This window comes from Streptomyces sp. NPDC058145, assembly GCF_042884245.1.
GTDB lineage: Bacteria > Actinomycetota > Actinomycetes > Streptomycetales > Streptomycetaceae > Streptomyces.
Map to the genome: position 1 here is coordinate 186,669 of NZ_JBHVUH010000013.1, position 20,074 is coordinate 206,742.

Sequence of the window (20,074 nt, forward strand, 5' to 3'; positions counted from 1 at the left end):
TCCTCCCGAGTGCGCAGGGCCGTGGAGGCCGGGACGGTGGCTTCCTCCACATCCTCCGGGGGACGCCGACGGCGCGCCTGCGGGAGGGGGCCGGGCGGGGTGCCGCTGAACGGGGGGTCGGGCGCCGGACGCGGTTCAGAGGGTCCGCGCGGCGCGCAGGAGGGGGAGGAGTTCCACCGACACCAGGAGAGAGGGCGCGAATACGTCCAGCGGCACGGAGTCGACGTACACGAATGTGATGCCCGCGGCCCCCGCGGCCTCCCGCTCGAAGTCGCTGGATCCGATCATCAGGCAGTCGCGCGGGTCGGCGCCGAGCTGCCGGGCGGCCTCCAGCGGCAACCGAGGGTCGGGCATGAGCGCACTGTCCGGCCCGTGGCGCCCGTGCACACCCCCGGGCAGGCAGTCCATGAGGCCGCGGCGGCGCAGGTACGTCACCGCCGCGTTCGTGTCGCAGTCGGTCACGACCGCGAGCGGCATGCCCTTGGCGGCCAGGGTGCGTACCAGCAGGTCGGCGTCCGGGACGGGTGTCGCCCGGTGCGCGGCCGTCCGCTCCCGGGCCGCCAGCTCTCCCTCCATCGACGCGCTCACCGAACCCGGCATGGCCGGGCGGAGCAGATCGAGCGGATCCTCGAACCGGCCGGCCGATCCCGGCAGATACCGGTGCACGAGGTCGCCCGGGTCCGTGCCGAGCCGGGTCAGCGTGCCGTCGAAACCGAGGATGACGGCCCGGGCCGCGCGCAGCGCTCCTGCCAGCCGCCGCTCGCCCGGCGTCGGCGACGGGGCAGCGCGTGGCGCGGCCACCGGCGTCAGGGCGACCGACCAGCGGGCCGTGTACCCGGCCGGTGCCAGGCGGCCGAGCCGTTCGTCGAGCGCGGCCTGGGCCTGGCGCGCGTAGCCGGCCGGGTAGGCGAGCGAGATGTCGCGCAGGCACTCGCGCAGGTGCCCGGCGATGAGTTCGGTGGCGTTCCGCTCCGCGCCGGACCGGACGGCCGCGACCGGGTCGGTGATCCGCCAGACCACCTCTCCCACCGCCTCGAACACCCGGGCCCCGTCGGTGGGCGGCCCGGGCTCCCGCACCGGCGTGCGGCGCTCGGTGAGATCCACCTCGTAGTAGAACGCGGCTCCGTCACGCCGGTCGAGGGTGAGCCCGGGGCCGAGCGCGGCGTACACCACGCTCCGGGTGCGGCCCGTGGGTTCGGGCAACGGCAGCCGCAGGGGCAGCGGGAACGGGCCGTGGACCGGGCCGACCGTCCCGGGCCGCGGGGTGTGGGCGAGGACGTACCAGCCGTCGCCGGCGCCCCCCGGCGTCAGGGCCTGCGGGGCGGGACCGTCGTACCCGCTCGCCAGCAGCTCCCGGTACAGCGAGGGGGAGAGGACGGCGACGCCCTGCGCCCCGTTCGCCATGAGGACGTCGTCGGCGAGGCCCTTCGGGGGCGGCCAGGCCCCCTCCTCGTCGTCGCCGTTCAGGAACATCACCCGCCAGCGTGAGCCGCCGGTCTCCGCGACCCGGTCCGCGAACTCCCGCAGTGTGACGGTGAGCAGGGGAAGCACCGGCGCCCCGGAGCCCAGCAGCACGGCGTACCCGCCGTCCAGGGCGCGCATCTCGTAACGGCCCGGATCGAGCCGGCCGGCCATCAGCAGCCGGGTGACCGCCCGGCCCAGCGCCGCCAGGTCGTCCGGGCCGCGGGGCCCGTCGGCGTACTCGAAGAGGGCCGCCACCCGGAACGGCGCCGACGCGGCGGTGGCCGGCTCCTCGGCGAACAGGCTCTCCGGCACCTCGTTCTGCGGCAGCGGCGCCTCCCGCGGCGAGTCGTCCGGATCGTAGAGCACGGAGGGCAGGTCGTCCTCGGTGGGGAACGGGCCCTCCTCCGCGAGGTCGTTCGGGTAGGGGTCGGTCGTCGCCGGGTCGGTCGCCGCCGGGCGCGGGCCGCCCGGATCCCTGGAGTCGGCGTGGTCACGGCGCAGCTCGTGGCCGAGGGCCAGCAGCTCGGGGTTGGCGCCCCCGGTCAGCTCGTACTCCTGGAACACCTCCAGCGCCTCTTCGAGACGGCCCAGCTCGCGCAGCGCGATCAGCAGCAGACGGCGGTAGTCCTCACGGGCGGGGTGGGAGTGCAGGAGGGCGGTGAGGTCCCTGGCGGCGCGGTCGTACTCGCCCAGCTCCAGGTCCAGTTCGGCACGCTTGCGACAGAGCGTGTGCCGGAGCTGGACCAGGCGGGGGCGGGCGGCGCGGGCCGCGGGGCCGGGGACGCCGGCGAGGGGCTCCGCGCCGTACCAGAGCGACAGCGCCGTCTCCAGGTGATCGCGGGCCCGGACCGGCTCACCCTGGGCGGCCAGCGCCTCGGCCGTGCTCTGCAGCTCCGCCCACTCCTTCACGTCCACGGAGTCCGAGCTGGTGTGCAGGGCGTAGCCGTCGGGGAGCTTCGCCAGCGCGCCGGGGCCCACGGCGGCGGCCACCTGGGCGGCGACGCGGTCCGGGTCCACCACACCGTTCGGCGGTTCGCCCGGTGCCCACAGCCCGGCCCGCAGTTCCTCGCGGGTCACCGCACGGCCGTTCCTCAGCAGCAGCATGGCCAGCATCGCCCGGCCGGTGGCGCCGAGCGGCTGTTCCGCGCCCGCGCGTTCGACCGCCACCGGGCCGAGAAGGCGGTAGCGCCGCCGGACGTACGACTTCCGGGCCGTCGTCTGCATTTCCGCGCTGTCGAGCAGCGGGATGCCCGCCCTTTGCCGGGTGTCCGAGAATGACATCAGCGCGGTGAGGGCGAGCGCGTAATGATGTCGCACCGGCTCTGGGAGGTGGCGCATCTCGGCGGCGGTGAAGGGCGGCGTCACGCGGGTGGTGCCGGCGGCGAGGAGCAGCATCAGCTCGCCCAGCGCGCGCAGGTCGACGCCCCTTCCCAGGGGTCCGGAGGACCGGCCGGGTTCAAAGAGGCTGAGCTTGGCCTGTCCGTCGGGCAGCACCACCACCCGGGACATGCCGAGACCACCGTGCGTGATGCCGGCCCCGTGAACGGCCCGCAGCCCGCGCGCCAGTTGCGATCCGACCGACACGGCCAGGGGCGCCGGGAGCCGGTAACCATTCGGTGCCGCAAGGGCGTTCAACGGTATTCCGTCCAGATACTCCATCACGACGTACGGGCTGTCGTCGACGATGCCGGCGTCGTGGACGGTCACCACATTCGGATGCCGGAGCCCCTTCAGGCGTTCCGCGGCCCTCAGGAACGCCCTTTGCCACTCCGGATCCGCGAACGCGCCGTGCAGCCGCAGCGCCACATTCCGGTTCGCCTCGCGGTCCTCGGCCAGCCAGACCGTCCCGGTCGGCGACAACCGCCGCAACAGCCGGTACCGTCTCGCCGGCGCCGGCGGCAGCACCTCGCCGCCGCCCAGCCGCCGCACACTGTGCGGCCGTACCGTCGCGAACGCCGCCCCGTCCGCCGGGGCCGACTGCGCGCCGCCGGCCGCCGGGGTCACCGCCCGGAACTCACCGGGTGCCGAACCGGCCCGCTCCTCGATCAGGGCGCCGACCCTGGCGAGCAGTTCGGCCGTACCGGCGCGGGACGAGCGCGGGAGGGAGCGCAGCAGCAGGTCACGGACGCCGGGCCGGAAGGCGTACGAGCCCGGCGGGCCCGGGGCGGCGGCGAGCAGCCCGCTGAGGATCACCTCGGCCAGGTGCTGCGGACGCGGATCGGGCTCGACCGCGCGCTGGACCAGACGCATGACCGGCAGGTCGGGGCGGCCGAGGGCCAGATGCCCGGCCAGGCGGAAAGCCTCCCGGGACGAGGCCGCGCGAAAACGCAGAACCAGCTCCTCGGGAGACAGCCGGGCGAGGTCGGTGCGGTCCGCCGGGTCCAGCGGGCGGCCCACCAGCGCGGCCGAGCCGGGGAACGGGCTGCCGCCCGGCGAGGCCACCAGCCCCGCCCAGCTCGCCAGCCAGCCGGGGTCCGGCTCCAGCACCGGCAGCGGGACGGACCCGTGTTCGGCGTACGGCGCCGGGTCCGCGTCGTACGGTGTGAAGGTCAGCGTCGCCGCGGGCGCGGCCGGGCCCGGGGCCGTCAGCAGCCCGGGCTCGGCGGGCAGGGCGGTGTCGCGCCACAGGTGCTCGGGCAGGGGCTGGACGACGGCCACGGGCAGCCGGTGCGACCAGCGGCGCAGCGTCGCCCCCCAGCGGGCCCCGGCCGGGCCCGGCCGCCACTGCGGGCCCATGCAGTCGCTGATGACCAGGGTGACCGTACGGCCGTCGGCGGGGGCGTACGCGCCGTGCACCGTGCCGTCGGGCTCCAGCCGGGCCGGGGTCACCGTGCGGAACACGCCCGACTGGGCCAGCGCGGTGTGCAGTTCGTGGACCAGGGGCCGCCAGACCGGCATGGTGGGCCCGGTGTCGTACACCAGGTTCAGGCGCAGCCGGCGCTCGCGGGCGGGCCGCAGCACCGGCAGCCACCATTCGGGGGCCGCGCCGAGACGGGCGATGCGGTCGGCCGTCGCCCGCTCGTCCAGCCGGTGACCGGTCGGGGCGTCGGTGCGGAGCTTGAGCGGACGCAGGGCGCGCTGGAGCCCGAGGGGGTGACGGAGCATCGGGGGCGCGGGCGCCCGGAGGGCGGTGTTGGGTCGGCCGGTTCCCGTGCCACGGGCGGGCAGGTGGAGCGGGACGCGGGGCTGTTGGGGGCGCGCCGGCGGTGTCGCGGGCACGGGGGGCGGTGCCGGGTGGTCGTGGGCCGGGGGGTCGGGCTGGGGCGGCCGGGGCGGTTCCTTCCGCGGTACGTCGCCGGCGTCCCGCGCCGGCCGCGTGGCCGGGTCCGAGGGCTCCTGCGCCTCGGGCTGCAGTTGCCGTGCCAGCCACAGCACTTCCGCGAGCTCCACAGGGGTGGGGCGGGCTCCGCCCGCCGCCTCGGCCAGGACGTCGGCCAGGCGGGCGAGCGGGTCCATGGGACCGCGGGCGTCAGAAGCCATCGGGTCGGTGGGCCTCACCGAGGTAGGGCATGAGCTGCCCCGCCAGCTCGTCCAGGGAATCGGCGGGCAGGTCGGAGGAGCGGGCCAGGTAGATGGCGTTCAGGAGCTGGTCGGTGGCCAGGTCGCCACCGTTCACCCGGGACAGGAACCGGCTGATCAGGGTCTGGGCGTAGGCGTCGGGCTCGCCGTCGAAGTGGGCGCGGACGATGTCGGCGAGGTGGGCGTCGTCGGGCTGGCGCAGCCGCAGGGTGACACAGCGGCGCAGGAAGGCGGGCGGGAACTCGCGCTCGCCGTTGCTGGTCAGCACGACGAACGGGAAGGCGCGGCAGCGCACCCGGCCGCGCTCGACCGGGACGCGCTCATGGGTGCCGTCGATCATCACCTCGGCCCGCGGGTTCCCCACGTCGTGCGAGCGGAGCAGTTCGGGGATCTCGTACTGGCCCTCCTCCAGCACGTTCAGCAGATCGTTGGGCAGGTCCAGGTCGCTCTTGTCGATCTCGTCGATGAGCAGGGCGCGGGGCCTGGCGTACGGCAGGAGGGCGGTGCCGAGGGGGCCGAGGCGCAGATGGTCCTCGATGCCTTCGGCGTGGTCCGGTGCGCCGGGCGCGGGCCGGGCGGCCGCCTGGCGGGCCGCGTACAGGCGGGACAGCGGGTCGTACTGGTAGAGGCCGTCGTGCAGGGTGCTGCGGCTGGTGATGTTCCAGCGCAGCACCGGGCCGAGCTTCAGCTCCCGGGCCACCGCGTAGGCCAGGGAGGACTTGCCGGTGCCGGGCGGGCCGGTGACCAGCAGGGGGCGGCGCAGGTAGAGGGCCGCGTTGACCAGTTGCACCGCCTGCGGGGTGGCCCGGTAGGTCTCGGCGCGGTGCCTGCGGTCGGGCGAGGTGGCCGTGGTGTCGGCGCCGTCGGCGGGTGTGGCCAGCGCCGGGCCGCCGTCGAAGGCCCGCCAGGGTGGCGGGTCGGGCAGCAGGGCGATGCCGTCGTGGGGCTCCTTCGTGCCGGTGTACACGGGCCACAGGGGCATGGGGCGCGGTCCTTCTTCTCTGCGGGTCAGGCGACGGGCGAGTGCAGGCTGGCGGTCGGGCCGGGGAAGCAGCGGGGGTCGTCCCACAGGAGCTGGATGTCCCGCGCCCAGTGCCGTTCGGGTTCGTCGTCCGCCAGTGCGTCCTCCCGCAAGGTCTGTATGTGACCGGGTAGTTCCGCCGGTGGAACGCCCTCGAGGCTCGTGATGAGGGCGTCGAGGAACGCGCTGCCGGCGCAGGGGGCGCGGTGCCCGGCGCCGTCGGGGCAGCCCGAGCGCGACCACAGCAGGATGGGTACGGGCATGTTCAGGCCCACCTCGAAGTACTCGGGCACGGCGCTGGGCGGCCCGGCGAAGACCGCCAGGTCCGCGCCGGTTTCGCGCAGGCGCTTGCGCAGGCCGAACGGGTGTTCCCGGGTGCCGCAGTCCACGCGGTGCACGGCCGTGGCGGAGCCCGCCGACAGCCGCTGCCACTTCTTGCCGAGCCGGTGCCGCAGCCGGTTGCTCCGGTGGCGGGCGCCCTCGGTGACGACCACGGGGTGGGCGCAGCCCAGCGGGGTCGGGTCGTCCGCGCTGCACGCCCAGTGCGCCACCGGCAGGTCGAGCCAGTCGCGGGGCAACACGAATGTGAGCAACTCCTCGGCGTCCGGCGCGAGATGGGTGAAGGCCTCGTCGATGCCCCGTTGCACGTACCGCTGCACCTCGGCGCGCGTCAGCCGGACCGTTCCGACGGGCCGGCGCCGCCCCTCCCGGTACGCCGACACCGCGACCGTGACCTGGTCCTGGCCCGCGCCGCTGCGGTCGATCTCGACGAGGATCGGCGCCCACCCGGCCTGGTCCGGGTCCGGCCCGGCGGGTGCGGTGGGCGCGACGGGCCCGTCCAGCAGCTCCGTGAGCCGGTCGGCGAACCTGGTCAGCGCCTCGGCCGGCTCCGGGACCTCCCACTGCACATAGCCGACCGCCGCGGGCAGTGAGGGAAAGCCGCCCGGCGGGGGCTCCGGGCCGAAGTCGCCCACGGCGTCCACGAAAAGCTGGTCCGGCCTGCACTCCAGTCCCTCCGCCTCGGCCCGCCGCACCAGCGCGTACAGCCGCCGCACCGGGTCCGGGCCGTCGGCGAGGGCCGGGACCAGCTCGCCCAGTGCGGGCCAGTAGCGGGCCATCACCTCGGTGGGCAGCATGCGCGCGACCCGGACGTCCGGCTCGGCGGCCATCTGGGCGACCATGCCGACCACCCGGCCGTCCTTCAGGGTCACCGCGGCCCCGCTGAACCCGTGCCGCAGCGGCTGCCCGTGCCCGGTGACGGCCTCCAACTGCACCCATTCGTCCGCGATCCGCTGGGCGGACACGGCCCGGTACTCCGCGATCTGGCCGTCACCGTCATAGCCCTCCGGGAAGCCGTACGCCTCCAACGACGGCGCCGGCAAGCCTTGTTCGGCGCCCGGTGGGGCGAAGCCGGCCGGGCTCAGCGGGACCCGGTCGGCCAGTTCGAGCACGGCGAGGTCGCCGGGGTCGGTGTCACCGCCCGCCCAGCCGCCGTGCACGGCCACGGTCGCCGGTACGCCCGCGAGGTCGCGGCGGCCGGGGAACGACACGGTGAGCCCGGCGGAGCCGCCCGCCACGACATGAGCGCAGGTCAGCACCGTGTTCGGGGCCACCAGGAAGCCCGCGCCGAGCACCGAGCCCCCGCACTCGATCCGGGCGTGCCAGGCGTGCCCTCTCATGAGCGGGAAGCGGGCTCCGGAACTACGGCGGCGGTGGAGGGTGTCTCCGGGGCCGCCGGGTCCGAGTTCCATCCGAGCCGGACCACCAACTGCCCCTCCGCGGCGCCCTTGGCGATGATCGCCCCGGCCTCCGCGGTCAGCTTCACGCCGAACTCCAGCTCGACGGAGTCGGGGCGCAGGGAGCCGTCACGGAAGACGCGCAGGGCGGACTGGGCGGCCGCGCGGACCCCGTCCAGGGTGCCCTCGAAGGTGCGTGCGGCCTGCGCGGCGGGGTTCTGGCCGCGCGAGACGAGCCGTGTGCCGGTCGCCGGTTCCGCGGTCTCCACGACGACGACCGCGCCGTCCTCCGTGGTGAACTCCACCAGTCTGCCCATAGTGCGCTCCGCCCCCCGTGCTCTCGCCCCGCGGCCGGCTCCATTGTGACGGAAGGCCACCGGCGGTGTCCCGGATTCCGTCGCTCGCCCCGGCCGCCGCCGGCGGGAACCCGCCAGGACGCCTTTCCGCCATGACCGTTCAACACCCCTGTCCCACGCGGCACATGACACTCGTCCCAGCACTCGACGCGCTCGACACGAGAAGAGGCGTGGATGACCAGAGGACCAGTCAGACGCGGGGCGGCCCTGCTGTCGGCGGGGCTTGTGATCGCCCTGTTGCCGAACGGGCCGGCGGTCGCGCAGCAGGCCGTCACCGCGGCACGGCGCACCCCGGACACCGCCACCACCGTCACCCTCGTCACCGGCGACAAGGTGACCGTCACCGACCTGGGGCAGGGGAGGAGGACGGTCACCGTGCGGCGGCCCCAGGGGGCCACCGGTGCCGTGCGGACCCAGGTGAACGGCGGTGTGGTCACCGTCGTACCGGACGAGGCGCAGCCGTACCTGCGGGCCGGCAGCCTGGACCGGCGGCTGTTCGACGTGAGCGGGCTCATCCGGCAGGGGCTCACCGACACCAAGGCGGACGCGCTGCCGCTGATCGTGACCTACGGCAAGGGCTCGCGTGCCGCCACCCCGGCCGGCGCCGAGCGGACCCGGTCGCTGCCCAGCCTGCGCGGGGCCGCCGTCGAGGCCGCCCGGGGGCGCACCTTCTGGCGGTCCTTCACCAGGCGCGGGAGCGTGGACGAGGTCTGGCTCGACGGGCGCGTCAAGGCCGACATGGCCGAGAGCAACGCCCAGATCGGGACACCGTCCGCCTGGGACGCCGGCCTCACCGGCAAGGGCGTCACGGTGGCCGTGCTGGACACCGGCGCCGACCTGACCCACCCCGACCTGAAGGACCGGGTCACCGACAGCCGGAGCTTCATCGAGGGCGAGGAGGTCGCCGACCGCAACGGCCACGGCACCCATGTCACCTCCACCGTCGGCGGCAGCGGTGCCGCCTCCGACGGCAGGGAGCGGGGCGTCGCGCCCGGGGCCACGCTCGCGGTCGGCAAGGTGCTCAGCGACCAGGGCTCGGGCAGCGAGTCGCAGATCATCGCGGGCATGGAGTGGGCGGCGCGGGACGTGCACGCCCGGGTGATCTCCATGAGTCTGGGCTCGACCGAGGCCAGCGACGGCACCGACCCCATGGCGCGGGCCGTGAACACCCTCTCCGCGGAGACCGGCGCCCTCTTCGTCATCGCGGCCGGCAACACCGGCGCACCCTCCTCCATAGGCTCGCCGGGCGCCGCCGACGCCGGCCTCACCGTCGGCGCGGTGGACTCCGGCGACCAGGCGGCCTACTTCACCAGCGCGGGACCCCGGTACGGCGACAACGCCCTCAAGCCGGACCTCTCGGCGCCCGGTGTCGACATCCTCGCCGCCCGCTCCCAACTCGTCGAAGGAAGCGGGCCGTACACCACGATGAGCGGGACCTCCATGGCGACCCCGCACGTCGCCGGGGTGGCCGCCCTGCTCGCCCAGGCCCACCCGGACTGGACCGGCGCCCGGCTGAAGGACGCGCTGATGTCCAGCTCCACGCGGCTGGACGCGTCCCCCTACGTGCTCGGCGCCGGGCGGGTCAGCGTGCCGGACGCCGTCAAGGCCGAGGTCACCGCCACCGGCAGCGCCGACCTCGGCTTCCACGGCTGGCCGTACGACGCGAACAAGCCGGTCACCCGTACCCTCACCTACCGCAACTCCTCCGACGCGGACATACGGCTGACTCTCGCCGTCGAGGGCGGACCGGAGGGTGTCGCCACCCTTGCCGACTCCTCCCTGACCGTCCCCGCGCACGGCACCGCCTCCACCACCGTCACCGGCGACGGCGCGAAGGCTCCGGTCGGCGAGAGCGGCGGGCAGGTCGTGGCCTCCGCGCCGGACGGCACTCCGGTCGCGCACACCGTGTTCGGGCTGGTCAAGGAGGAGGAGCGGTACACGCTCACCGTCCACGTCAAGGACCGCGCGGGCGCGGCCACCGCGGCCGACCTCGCCGTGCAGCGGCTCGCCGCGGGCGAGGACGCCCAGCCCGCGCACGTCGGCGGCTCCGGCACCCTGAAGCTGCGGCTGAAGCCGGGCACGTACAGCCTGGCCTCCTTCCTCGACGTACGCGGCAGCCACGGCGCCGACTCGCTCGGCCTCGGCTTCCTCGCCGCCCCGGAGATCACCCTCGACCGGGACCAGGAGGTCACCCTCGACGGACGGAAGCTGCGGGAGGTGAAGGCGGACGTCCGTCGGCGCACCGAGACCCGGCAACTGCTCATGGAGTACGACCGGACGGCGAACGGCGCCGACCTGTTCGGCGCCGTCCAGGTACCGCTCACCTACGACAGCGTCTTCGCAACCCCCACCGCGAAGGTCACCGAGGGCGCCTTCGAGTACCGGACCGTGTGGCGGCTCGCCAGGCCGCTGCTGGAGGTCAGGGGGATCGGCGAGGCCACCGTGCAGGCGGGCGGCTCGCTCATCGAGGGCCGCACGAGGCTGTCGCTGACCGACGTCGGCGACGGACCGTTCACCGGGGTCGAGGGCAAGGCGGTGCTCGCGCACCTGGCCGACGGCGCCGACCCGGCCGCGCTGGCCCGGGCGGCCCAGGACGCTGGCGCGAAGGCGCTGTTCGTCACGGACGACGCCCCCGGCCGGCTGATGGCCTGGTGGGGCACGGACGACAACGCCGACCGGCCGTTGCAGATCGCCACGGTGAGCGCGGCGGACGCGGCCCGGCTGCGGGCGGCCGGCCAGGTCGACATGACCGGCACCCGCAACTCCCCCTATGTGTACGACCTGTCCGAGGGGCACCCCGGCGCGATCCCGGACCGGGACCTCACCTACGCGCCCTCCGGCCGCCAACTGGCCGCCGTGCACACCCGGTTCCACGCCGCGGAACCGGCGAGCGGCGGTGAGTTCCGGTACTCGATCACCGGCACCTTCCCCCTGGGCCTCGGCTTCCAGGAGCGCGTCGACCTGCCCTCCGAGCGCACCGACTACGTCTCCACCGGCCCCGGCCAGCTGTGGCACGAGTCCGTCACCGCCCGCGACGGGGCGCTGGAGGAGCGCAGCGGACTGGTGCGCTACGACGGCGGATCACGGCCGGAGCTGGACTGGTTCCGTCCGGTGTGGCACCCGTGGCTGGGCACCGGTCTCGGCTGGGGACAGCAACGCTCCGGGAACCAGATCCAGTTGAACACCCCCGGCTGGGGCGATTCCGGCCCCGACCACACCGGCTTCGGCGACGTGTGGAGCGAGGGCAGCGGGATGACCCAGACCACCGCCGTCCACCTGGACGGCACGCTCGTCGACCGGCGTACCGGCTCCGGCGCCTATGTGTGGGACGCGCCCGCCGACGAGCACACCTACAAGGTGGTCACCGACACCGCCCTGGACCCCGGCCTCTGGAAACCCGGCACCAAGGGCCACAGCGAGTGGACGTTCCGGTCGGCGGCCACACCGGAGGACCGCTGGACCTACCTGCCGCTCATCAACCTCGCCTTCGACGTCGACACCGACCTCGCCGGCACGGTGCCCACCGGGCACCGCGTACCGGTCGGGATCGCCGCCTCCTACGTGGCGAAGGCCGCCGGCACCGGAACCCTCGGCGGCGGCAGGCTAGAGGTGTCCTACGACGGCGGCACCACATGGCGGACGGTCCGGCTCACCGCGGACCGGAACGCCTCCTGGCACGGCACCCTGACCGTGCCCCGCGACGCCACCGACGTCTCCCTGCGAGCCTCGGCCCACGACGACAGGGGCGGCTCGGTCACCCAGGAGATCACCCGGGCGGTGGGGGTGCGGTAACCGGCACGGCGGGGGCGGTGCACAGGCCGCCCCCGCTCCGCGAGCCCGTACGCGATCCTCAGGGCCCGGGGTGGTACATGATGCCCCGGACCACGCCCAGCTCCACCAGATCCTGGGGGCGGATGCGCAGTTGTCCCGCGGTCGCCTCCACCTCCCCGGGCGGGCGTTTCAGGATCGCCGCCGCCAGTTCCGGGGCGATCACCGAGAAGTAGCTGTCCGGGGTGGCCCAGGTGTTCCCGGGCGCGGCCAGCGCCAGCGCCCCGCCGGAGCCGCCCTCGCCGATGACCAGCGTGGTGATCGGCACCCGGGCGGCCGCCACCGCGCCGAACACCTCGGCGATCGCGGCCCCGGCGCCCTGCCGCTCGGCCTCGGCGTCGTTGGCCGCACCCGGGGTGTCCACCAGGGTCAGCACCGGGACGTCCAGCCGGTCCGCGAGCCGGATCAGCCGGGCCGCGGTCCGGTACCCGGCGGGCCGGGTCGCCGCCCCCGTCTGCGCCGCGTAGGCCACCGTACGGCCGTCCCGCTCGCCGAAGCCGCACAGGATGCCCTCGGGGTCGCTGCCGCCGCAGCGGTCACCGCGGACGGTCACCCGGCGGGTGAAGTAGGCGTCCAGATAGGCCTGGGCGCGCGGCCGTTCGGGGGAGCGGGCCCGCACCACGGCCTCCCAGCCGGTGTCCGGGAGGGCGGGCGCGCCCAGGGCGTGCGGCGCCGGGGCCTCCCGCGCCGGGGTGGTGAGCAGCCTGAGCCAGCGACCCAGCGTCTGCCGCAGCTCCGCCGGCGGCACCACCGCGTCCGCCGACCCCGCGGCCACCTGTGCCTCCGCCGTGTAGGCGGCCGGGTCCGCGTCCGGCGGCCGTACCCGGGAACCGGCGAAGCCCACCTGGGCGCCCGGGAGCGCCAGGATCACGTCGGCCCCGGCGCCCAGGGTGGCCCAGCCGCCGCCGGTCGTCGGGTCCCGCAGCACCGCGATCTGCGGCAGCCCCGCCTCCCGGGTGAGCGCCGACTCGCGGGCCACCCGCTGGAGCTGGGTCAGCGCGAGCATGCCCTCCTGCATCCGGCTGCCGCCGGTGGCGACGAGCGGCACGACCGGCAGCCGGTGGGCGCGGGCGTGCCGGTACGCGGCCTCCAGCCGGTCGCCGGTGCGCTCGCCGAGGGAGCCGCCGAGGAAGCCGAACTCGAAGGCGATCAGCACGGCCCGGGTGCCGCCGACGCTCGCGGTGCCGCACACCACGGACTCCTCCTCGCCGGTGCGCGCGGCGGCACCGGCGCGCGCGGCGTCGTAACCGTCCCAGGCGAGGGGACCGTCGGTCTCGTAGGTCCTTGTGGCGCAGGGGAGTTCGCGGAAACTCGCCTCGTCCGCGACCAGCGCGAGGAACTCCCGTGCCGACAGCCGCTCAGGCATCGGCCACCAGCGCCCGCTTCATGATCTTCCCCATGTCGTTGCGGGGAAGGACGTCCAGGTGACGGACCACGCGCGGGCGCTTGTGCGGGGCGAGCCGCCGGGCCACGTGATCGGCCAGCTCCGCGTCGGACGGCGGCGCCTGCGGGTCCGAGGGGACGATCCAGGCCACGATCCGCTCGCCCAGGTCCGCGTCCGGCTCCCCGGTGACCGCCGCCTCCCGCACCCCCGGATGCTCCAGCAGCGCGTTCTCGATCTCACCCGCCCCGATCTTGTAACCGCCGCTCTTGATCAGGTCGGTGGCCTTGCGGCCGACGATGCGGACGTAGCCGTCGGGCTCGCGCACCGCCATGTCGCCGGTGCGGAACCAGCCGTCGGCGGTGAACGCGGCGGCGGTGGCGTCTGGCCGGTGGAGGTACTCGGTGAACAGGTTCGGGCCGCGCACCTGGATCTCGCCGACGCTCTCCCCGTCGTACTCGGTGATCGGCGTCCCGTCCTCCTCCACCAGACGCAGTTCCACGCCCGGCAGCGGCACCCCGACCGTACCGGCCCTGGCCTCGCCGTCGGCCCGCACGCTCGTGTTCATCAGTGTCTCGGTCATGCCGTACCGCTCGATGACCCGGCGGCCGGTCGCGGCCGCGATCCGCTCGTGGTCGTGCACGGGCAGCGCGGCCGAGCCGGAGACCAGCAGCCGGGCCCCGGCGAGCGCCTTGGCCAGCTCCGGGTCGCCGGGCAGGGCCTCGGCGATGCGGTGGTACATCGTCGGCACCCCGAACAGCATGGTCGCGCCGTCGTTCAGTTCGCGTGCCACGCCCTCGGTGCTGAACCGCCCCAGGTGCCGCACCGAGCCGGCCCGGCGCAGCGGACCGAGGGTGCCCAGCACCAGTCCGTGCACATGGAACAGGGGCAGCCCGTGCACCAGCACGTCCCGGTCGGTCCACTGCCAGGCGTCGGCGAGCGCGTCCAGGGTCGCCGCCAGGGCCCGGCGCGGGACGACCGCGCCCTTGGGCGGGCCGGTGGTGCCGGAGGTGTAGACGACGAGCGCCGGGTCGCCGTCACCGGCCCGCTCCTCGGGCAGCGGGGCGGTGCGGCCGGCGTCGACGTCCAGCCGCTCCAAGTGGTCCAGGGCGGACGGGAGTTCCGCGCCGGGTGCGGCCAGGACCAGGCTCGGCGCGCTGTCGGAGACGATGTGGGCCAGTTCCTTGTCGCCCGACTTCGGGTTCAGCGGCACCGCGGCCACCCCGGCGAGCAGCGCGCCGGTCACCGCGACGGCGGTCTCCAGCTCCGGGGTCGCCCACACGGCGACCCGGCCGGCACCGCTCAGGCGCGCGGCGACCGCACCCGCGGCGCCCGCGAGCGCGCCGTACGTCAGCGACCGCTCGCCGAACCGCAGGGCGATCCTCCCCCAGACTTCGTCCGGGGGGACCCCCATATCGCTGCGCTTGCCCGGGCCGTCCACCAGGGCGGGAAAGAGGGAGGACACGCGGCGCACTCCTTGGACTCGGGGGCTTCGGTCCTCCCTTCCTACACCAGCCGCCGCGTTCCCACGACGGCGCTCAGATCCGCCGCGAGCCGCAGCTCGGCCGAGCGCAGTGCGGGATGCCCGAGCCAGTGCAGCCGCGCCCGGTCCACCACGCCCTCGTGCAGCGGCGGCCAGCAGGTGGCCGGGGTGAAGTCGTCGACTACGACCGTCCCGCCGGGCGCGAGCAGCTCCGCCACGTCGGCCGGTTCGTCCCCCGGCGCCTTGCCCTGCCCGCCCCCGTCCAGGACGAGCAGATCGAACGGGCCGTGCTCCGCGATCCGCCGCCAGTCGCCGGTGAGCACCGTGACCCCGGGCCGGTCCGCGAAGACCCCGGCGGCGAGCCGCGCCCGCTCGGGGTCCCGCTCCACGCTGTACAGCCGCACGCCCGGCCGGGCCCCGGAGGCCAGCCAGGCCAGCCCGACCCCGAGCCCGGTGCCGGTCTCCCCGATCCGGGCCCCGGCCCCGCCCGCCAGCGCGTGCAGCAGACGGCCCTGTTCGGGCCGGCAGGAGTGGGGGAAGCCGTGGGCGCGGGCGGCGGCCAGGGCGTCCCGCACGAGGGACGGGAGCCCGGCCGCACCGCTGTACGCGTCGGTGCCGTCAGTCGCCATACGGCACTTCTAGCCGACCGGGACCGATGGCGCGGCGGCAAGGACGACATCGGCCACGACACAGCTCACGTTGTCGGGGCCGCCCGCCGCGTTGGCCGCGTCGATCAGCACCCGTACGGCCCGCTCGGGGTCCGCCTCACCGGCGAGCAGCTCCTTGATCCGCGCGTCGGCCACGACCCCCGTCAGACCGTCCGAGCACAGCAGGTACCGGTCGCCCGCCCGGGCCTCCTGCAGCCGCAGATCGGCGGCCACCGCCGGACCGCCGATACCGAGCGCCTTCAGCAACAGGGCGCGCTGCGGATGGCTCTCCGCCTCCTCGGGACTCAGCCGTCCCTCGTCGATCAGCGACTGCACGACGCTGTGGTCGTGGCTGATCCGGAACAGCCCCCCGTCCCGCAGCAGATACGCCCGCGAGTCCCCGATGTGCACGAGCGCCAGCTTCGAGCCCGTCCACAGCAGCGCCGTCAGCGTGGAGCCGACCTCCGGGCCGCCGTCCGCCAGGTCCCGTACGGCCTCGCCGGCCGAACGCACCGCGTCTTCCAGCAGGTTCAGCACATCGCCGGCACCCGGTTCCTCCCCCTCGTCCAGGAACCTCAGCGCCTCGACGGCCGCGCTGCTCGCGGACGCCCCCGCCGGGCCGCAGCCGTCGGCCACGGCGAGCAGCCTGCGGCCCGCGTACACGGAGTCCTGGTTGGACGGGCGGACGTGCCCACGGTCGGAGTGGGCGGCATAACGCAGTTCAAGCATGGTGGTGTGGTCCCTTCTCGACTCTCCGGTCAGCTGGTCCACGAGGAACGCGGCGAGATCCCGCCGGACGGCCGTCTCCGCCTCGACCCGCGCCCAGTACGCCCGGACCTCGTGTGCGGCATCGACCGCGTCCAGGGCGCACACCGCGCGGATCTCGGCCAGCGGCATGCCCAGCCGCCGCAGCCAGGCCACGAGCCGGGCCCGCCGGAGCTGCTCCACCGCGTAGTACCGGTAGCCGGTGTCCGGGTCGACCCGAGCGGGCCGCAGCAACTCCAGCTCGTCGTACAGCCGCAGCGCCTTCGGCGACAGCCGGCTCGCCTTGGCGAAGGCGCCTATCGTCAGCAGCTCCATACGGATCTCAGCTCCACAGGAATCCCGTCGTCAGGAGAACGCCGTTCCGGAGAACGCCGCGTTCCTCGCTTCCGCCACCGATGCTGGGGCTTCCCCAAAGGTGAAGGTCAAATGGGCTGTCCCGGTTCCCGGCGCGGTTGTTAGCCTCGCAGCTGATCGAACCGCCGTACGACAGGGAGCCCGCCGTGCCCCGTATCGCCCTCGCCACCTACGACCCCGGCGACCGGCCGAGCAAGGACCGCGACCTGCCCGCGCTGGTGCGCGCCCTGCGGGAGGCGGGGGCCGAGGCGGAGGCCCGGTACTGGGACGACCCGGCGGCCGACTGGGGCGGCTACGACCTCGTCGTCATCCGCTCGACCTGGGACTACAGCTGGCGCGCCGGGGAGTTCGGGGCGTGGGTGGAGCGGGTCGGCGGCCTGACCCGGCTGGCCAATCCGGCCGCCGTGGTGCGCTGGAACTCCGACAAGCGCTACCTCGGCGAGCTGGCGGCGGCCGGCGTGCCGACCGTCGAGACCCGCTACATCGCGCCCGGCGAGCCGGCCGAGCTGCCCGGCGGGCACGAGTACGTGATCAAGCCGACCTCCGGCGCGGGCGCCCGGTTCGCCGCCCGCTACACGCCGGACCGGCACGAGACGGCCGTGGGGCAGCTCGCACGGATGCACGCGGAGGGCTTCACCGCGATGGTGCAGCCGTATCTGCGGAACATAGACGTCAGCGGGGAACGAGCGCTGCAGTTCTTCGGCGGGCGCCTGCTGCACGCCAGCCGCAAGGGCGCCGTCCTCGCGCCCGGCACCCCGTACGACGCCGACAAGGTGGCCCACCCTGAGCTCGAGCCCTGGCAGCCCACGGAGGCCGAACTCGCCGTCGCCGAGAAGGCGCTGGCGTCCGTGCCCGGCACGTCCGGACTGCTGTACGCGCGCGTGGACCTCGTCGACGGGGACGACGGCCTGCCCCGGGTGATGGAGCTCGAACTGGTGGAGCCGAACCTCTTCCTCTTCCTGCACCCCGCCTCCCTGCCCCACGTCACGGAGGCGATCCTGGCGGCGGCGGGGTCCTAGGACCCCGCGACCCCGGGCCGTGGCCCGGCAGGCCTCGGCGTAGGCCCGGACCAGGGGCCGGTCCTCGTCCTCACGGCGCCAGGCCAGTGCGTAGCGGCTGGGGCCGATGCCCCGCCAGGGCCATGGCCTCCGACGACGGAGCCGGCCTCAGTCCCGGACCGCCGTCCGCTGGAGCAGTCCCCAGGTGAACTCGGCGGCCACCTGGTGCCGGACGCCGTCCCGGCCGGGTGCCGAGAAGGCCAGACCCCACCGAGTGGGGGCCGTGCCCTCCAGCGGCCGGGCCGGGGCGAAGGCGCGGGCGGCCTCGTCGACCGTGCAGGACCACGGGGTGAGGTCGTCCAGGGTGCGCAAGGCAGGGGCGGGGGCGTCCGGCGCGCGCACCAGCCACTCGTTCCAGACCGCGCCGTCGGGGGAGACCAGCACCTCGAAACGCAGGTCCGGCCAGAGCGGGAGCACCCACCGCCGGGCCTCGCAGTCGACGTCCCCGAGGCGGCGCGGGACCACCGACTCCGGCTCGCCGAGGACGGACCGGTAGCGGGCGGCGGCGGACCGGGACCTTGGGGAGCGGACCATCGCCTGCCAGCGCTTGTTGGCCTCCCGCATCTCCGCGATGGACGCCCCGAGGCGCCGCCGGGCCTCGTCGACCAGGTCCGGGTTGTGGTCGGCCATGCGGCGCAGCAGCACGAGCTGGAAGTCGAGACGCATGACACCCATGGTGCCGTGGAGGCGGTCGGGCCCATTGCCCGGGCAACCGCGCATGGCTAGCCTGTGTTCGTCATGCCGATCGCCTGTTGAAATCTCGAACACAGGCGCTTAACCCAAGGGAGGGGGCCGGACGTGGGACGCCTCGTGCCTGCCGTGACCCGGGCTCTCGACATTCTTGAGCTGTTCCTCGACGGTGACGGGACGCTCTCCGCCCCCGACATCGTGCGCAAGCTGCAACTGCCGCGCACCACCGTGCACGAGCTGGTCACCACGCTCGCCGCACGCTCGTACATCGTGCCCGTGCCGGGACAGCCCGGACGGTACCGGCTCGGAGTGCGCCCGTACCAGCTCGGCAGCCGGTACGCCGAGCAGCTCGACCTCGCGGCCGAGGGCCAGCAGGTGGCCCGCTCGGTGGCGGAGACCTGCGACGAGACGGTCCACGTGGCCATCCTCGAGGGCACCGACGTCATCTACATCGCCAAGGTCGACTCCACGCACGCCGTGCGCATGGTGTCGGCCGCCGGCCGCCGGCTGCCCGCCCACTGCACCTCCGTCGGCAAGATGCTGCTGGCCTCGCTGCCCGAGCAGGAGCTGACCGCGCGGATACCGGACGACGCCGGGCTGACCGCGATGACGCCCAACAGCATCACCGATCCCGGCGCGCTGCGCGAGGCCCTCGCGGAGATCCGGGAGCGGGGCATCGCGGTGGAGAGCCGCGAGTCCAACCCGGACGTGTCCTGTGTGGCGGCCCCGGTGCGCGACCGCGCCGGAAGGGTGGTCGCCGCGCTGTCCGTCTCGGTCCCCATGATCCGCTGGAGCGAGGAGCGCCGGGTCGAGCTGGAGCAGCTGGCCGCCAAGGGCGCGGCGGAGCTGTCCGAGCGGCTGGGTCACCGGGGGACGGCGTGAGGGCCGGGTCCGGGGCGGCCTACGAGGTCGCCGTACGGGCCGAGGCGGAGCTGGGCGAGGGTCCGACCTGGGATCCGGCGACGGGCCGTCTCCTCTGGGTCGACGTCCTCGGCATGCGCGTGCACACCTACGACCCCTCCTCCGGGCGCCGTACGGCGCGCACCACCGAGCAGCACGTCGGCGCGGCGAAGCCGAGGGCGGGCGGCGGTCTGGTGCTGAACCTGCGGGACGGCGTCGGACTGCTGGACCCGGACGGCGCCTTCCGCTGGCTGCACCGCGAGCCGGTCCCGGGCCGCCGCGCGAACGACGCGGCGGTGGCCCCGGACGGGTCCCTCTGGGCCGGCACGATGCGGTACGACGAGGCGGCGGGGGGCGGCACGCTGTCCCGTCTGACCGGCGACGGCGACGTGCGGACGGTGCTGCCCGAGGTCACCGTCAGCAACGGCCTGGGCTGGAGCCCGGACGGCCGGCTGCTGTACTACGCCGACACCCCGACGCGGCGGGTGGACGTCTTCGACCACGACGCGGAGGGTGCCGTCCGGGGGCGGCGGCCGCTGGTGGAGATCAAGGAGGGGGCGGGGTTCCCCGACGGGCTCACGGTCGACGCGGACGGTTGTGTGTGGGTGGCGCTGTGGGGTGGGGGTGCGGTGCGGCGGTACACGCCGGGTGGTGAGTTGGATCTCGTGGTCGAGGTGCCGGCTTCGCTGACGACCGCTTGCGCGTTCGGCGGGACGGACTTCACGGATCTGTACATCACCACTGCTCGGGTCGGGCTGTCGGCGCCGCATCCCATGTCCGGGTCGGTGCTGGTGGTGCCGGGGGTTGGGCGGGGGGTGCCGCAGCCGGCGTTCGCGGGGTGAGGCTGATCGCCGCTGGGCGGGGTGGTTTCG

General features: G+C 75.1%; 13 protein-coding genes and 1 pseudogene. 4 read left to right on the plus strand and 10 right to left on the minus strand.

The genetic code is table 11. From position 1 onward, the window contains the following. Nucleotides 1-135: 135 nt before the first annotated feature. Genes ACFVVO_RS28345 through ACFVVO_RS28360 form a run of 4 tightly spaced genes read right to left on the minus strand, consistent with a single transcriptional unit; the run spans nt 136 to nt 8,057 of the window. Nucleotides 136-4,944 (minus strand): SAV_2336 N-terminal domain-related protein, encoded by a 4,809-nt coding sequence (locus ACFVVO_RS28345; protein WP_390058583.1) that lies wholly within the window; start codon nt 4,942-4,944, stop codon nt 136-138. Continuing rightward, a complete protein-coding gene (locus ACFVVO_RS28350; protein WP_390058585.1) occupies nt 4,934-5,965 on the minus strand; it encodes an AAA family ATPase in 1,032 nt (343 codons plus the stop codon). The genes ACFVVO_RS28345 and ACFVVO_RS28350 overlap by 11 nt, the downstream gene beginning before the upstream one ends. A 26-nt stretch (nt 5,966-5,991) precedes the next feature. Continuing rightward, nucleotides 5,992-7,683, minus strand: a complete 1,692-nt coding sequence (locus ACFVVO_RS28355) for a trypsin-like peptidase domain-containing protein (RefSeq protein ID WP_390058587.1) — start codon at nt 7,681-7,683, stop codon at nt 5,992-5,994. Further along, complete coding sequence (locus ACFVVO_RS28360; protein ID WP_390058589.1) at nt 7,680-8,057, minus strand: CU044_2847 family protein; 378 nt, start codon at nt 8,055-8,057, stop codon at nt 7,680-7,682. Before ACFVVO_RS28360 ends, ACFVVO_RS28355 begins: the two co-directional genes overlap by 4 nt. A gap of 213 nt (nt 8,058-8,270) precedes the next feature. Here ACFVVO_RS28360 and ACFVVO_RS28365 point away from each other — a divergent pair, with 213 nt between their 5' ends. Then, nucleotides 8,271-11,888, plus strand: a complete 3,618-nt coding sequence (locus tag ACFVVO_RS28365; protein WP_390058591.1) for a S8 family serine peptidase — start codon at nt 8,271-8,273, stop codon at nt 11,886-11,888. A gap of 58 nt (nt 11,889-11,946) precedes the next feature. Here the strand turns inward: ACFVVO_RS28365 and ACFVVO_RS28370 are convergent, their stop codons facing one another. From ACFVVO_RS28370 to ACFVVO_RS28385, 4 genes are read right to left on the minus strand one after another with little or no spacing between them, the layout of a single operon-like run. Continuing rightward, nucleotides 11,947-13,290: a carboxyl transferase domain-containing protein gene (locus tag ACFVVO_RS28370; RefSeq protein ID WP_390058592.1), complete on the minus strand. Its 1,344-nt coding sequence runs from the start codon at nt 13,288-13,290 to the stop codon at nt 11,947-11,949. Further along, a complete protein-coding gene (locus ACFVVO_RS28375) occupies nt 13,283-14,770 on the minus strand; it encodes an acyl-CoA synthetase (RefSeq protein ID WP_390058593.1) in 1,488 nt (495 codons plus the stop codon). The genes ACFVVO_RS28370 and ACFVVO_RS28375 overlap by 8 nt, the downstream gene beginning before the upstream one ends. A 41-nt stretch (nt 14,771-14,811) precedes the next feature. Further along, complete coding sequence (locus ACFVVO_RS28380) at nt 14,812-15,417, minus strand: O-methyltransferase (RefSeq protein ID WP_390058595.1); 606 nt, start codon at nt 15,415-15,417, stop codon at nt 14,812-14,814. Nucleotides 15,418-15,426: 9 nt separating this feature from the next. After that, on the minus strand, nt 15,427-16,515 hold the full coding sequence (locus ACFVVO_RS28385; protein WP_390058596.1) for a MerR family transcriptional regulator: 1,089 nt from the start codon (nt 16,513-16,515) through the stop codon (nt 15,427-15,429). Between the two features lie 185 nt (nt 16,516-16,700). Here ACFVVO_RS28385 and ACFVVO_RS28390 point away from each other — a divergent pair, with 185 nt between their 5' ends. Then, nucleotides 16,701-17,573 carry a RimK family alpha-L-glutamate ligase gene (locus tag ACFVVO_RS28390; protein ID WP_390058597.1) on the plus strand — a complete coding sequence of 291 codons (873 nt, stop codon included), beginning with the start codon at nt 16,701-16,703 and terminating at the stop codon, nt 17,571-17,573. 24 nt (nt 17,574-17,597) lie between these two features. Here the strand turns inward: ACFVVO_RS28390 and ACFVVO_RS28395 are convergent. Together ACFVVO_RS28395 and ACFVVO_RS28400 are read right to left on the minus strand one after the other, a co-directional pair. Beyond that, nucleotides 17,598-17,693: pseudogene (locus tag ACFVVO_RS28395) on the minus strand (LysR family transcriptional regulator); the annotation flags it as partial. Between the two features lie 27 nt (nt 17,694-17,720). Then, nucleotides 17,721-18,278 (minus strand): hypothetical protein, encoded by a 558-nt coding sequence (locus ACFVVO_RS28400; protein ID WP_390058598.1) that lies wholly within the window; start codon nt 18,276-18,278, stop codon nt 17,721-17,723. Between the two features lie 132 nt (nt 18,279-18,410). Between ACFVVO_RS28400 and ACFVVO_RS28405 the strand changes: the two genes are divergently transcribed. Both ACFVVO_RS28405 and ACFVVO_RS28410 read left to right on the plus strand, forming a co-directional pair. Further along, nucleotides 18,411-19,184: an IclR family transcriptional regulator gene (locus ACFVVO_RS28405; RefSeq protein WP_390058599.1), complete on the plus strand. Its 774-nt coding sequence runs from the start codon at nt 18,411-18,413 to the stop codon at nt 19,182-19,184. Continuing rightward, nucleotides 19,181-20,044: an SMP-30/gluconolactonase/LRE family protein gene (locus tag ACFVVO_RS28410; RefSeq protein WP_390058601.1), complete on the plus strand. Its 864-nt coding sequence runs from the start codon at nt 19,181-19,183 to the stop codon at nt 20,042-20,044. Before ACFVVO_RS28405 ends, ACFVVO_RS28410 begins: the two co-directional genes overlap by 4 nt. The last annotated feature ends 30 nt before the right edge of the window (nt 20,045-20,074 follow it).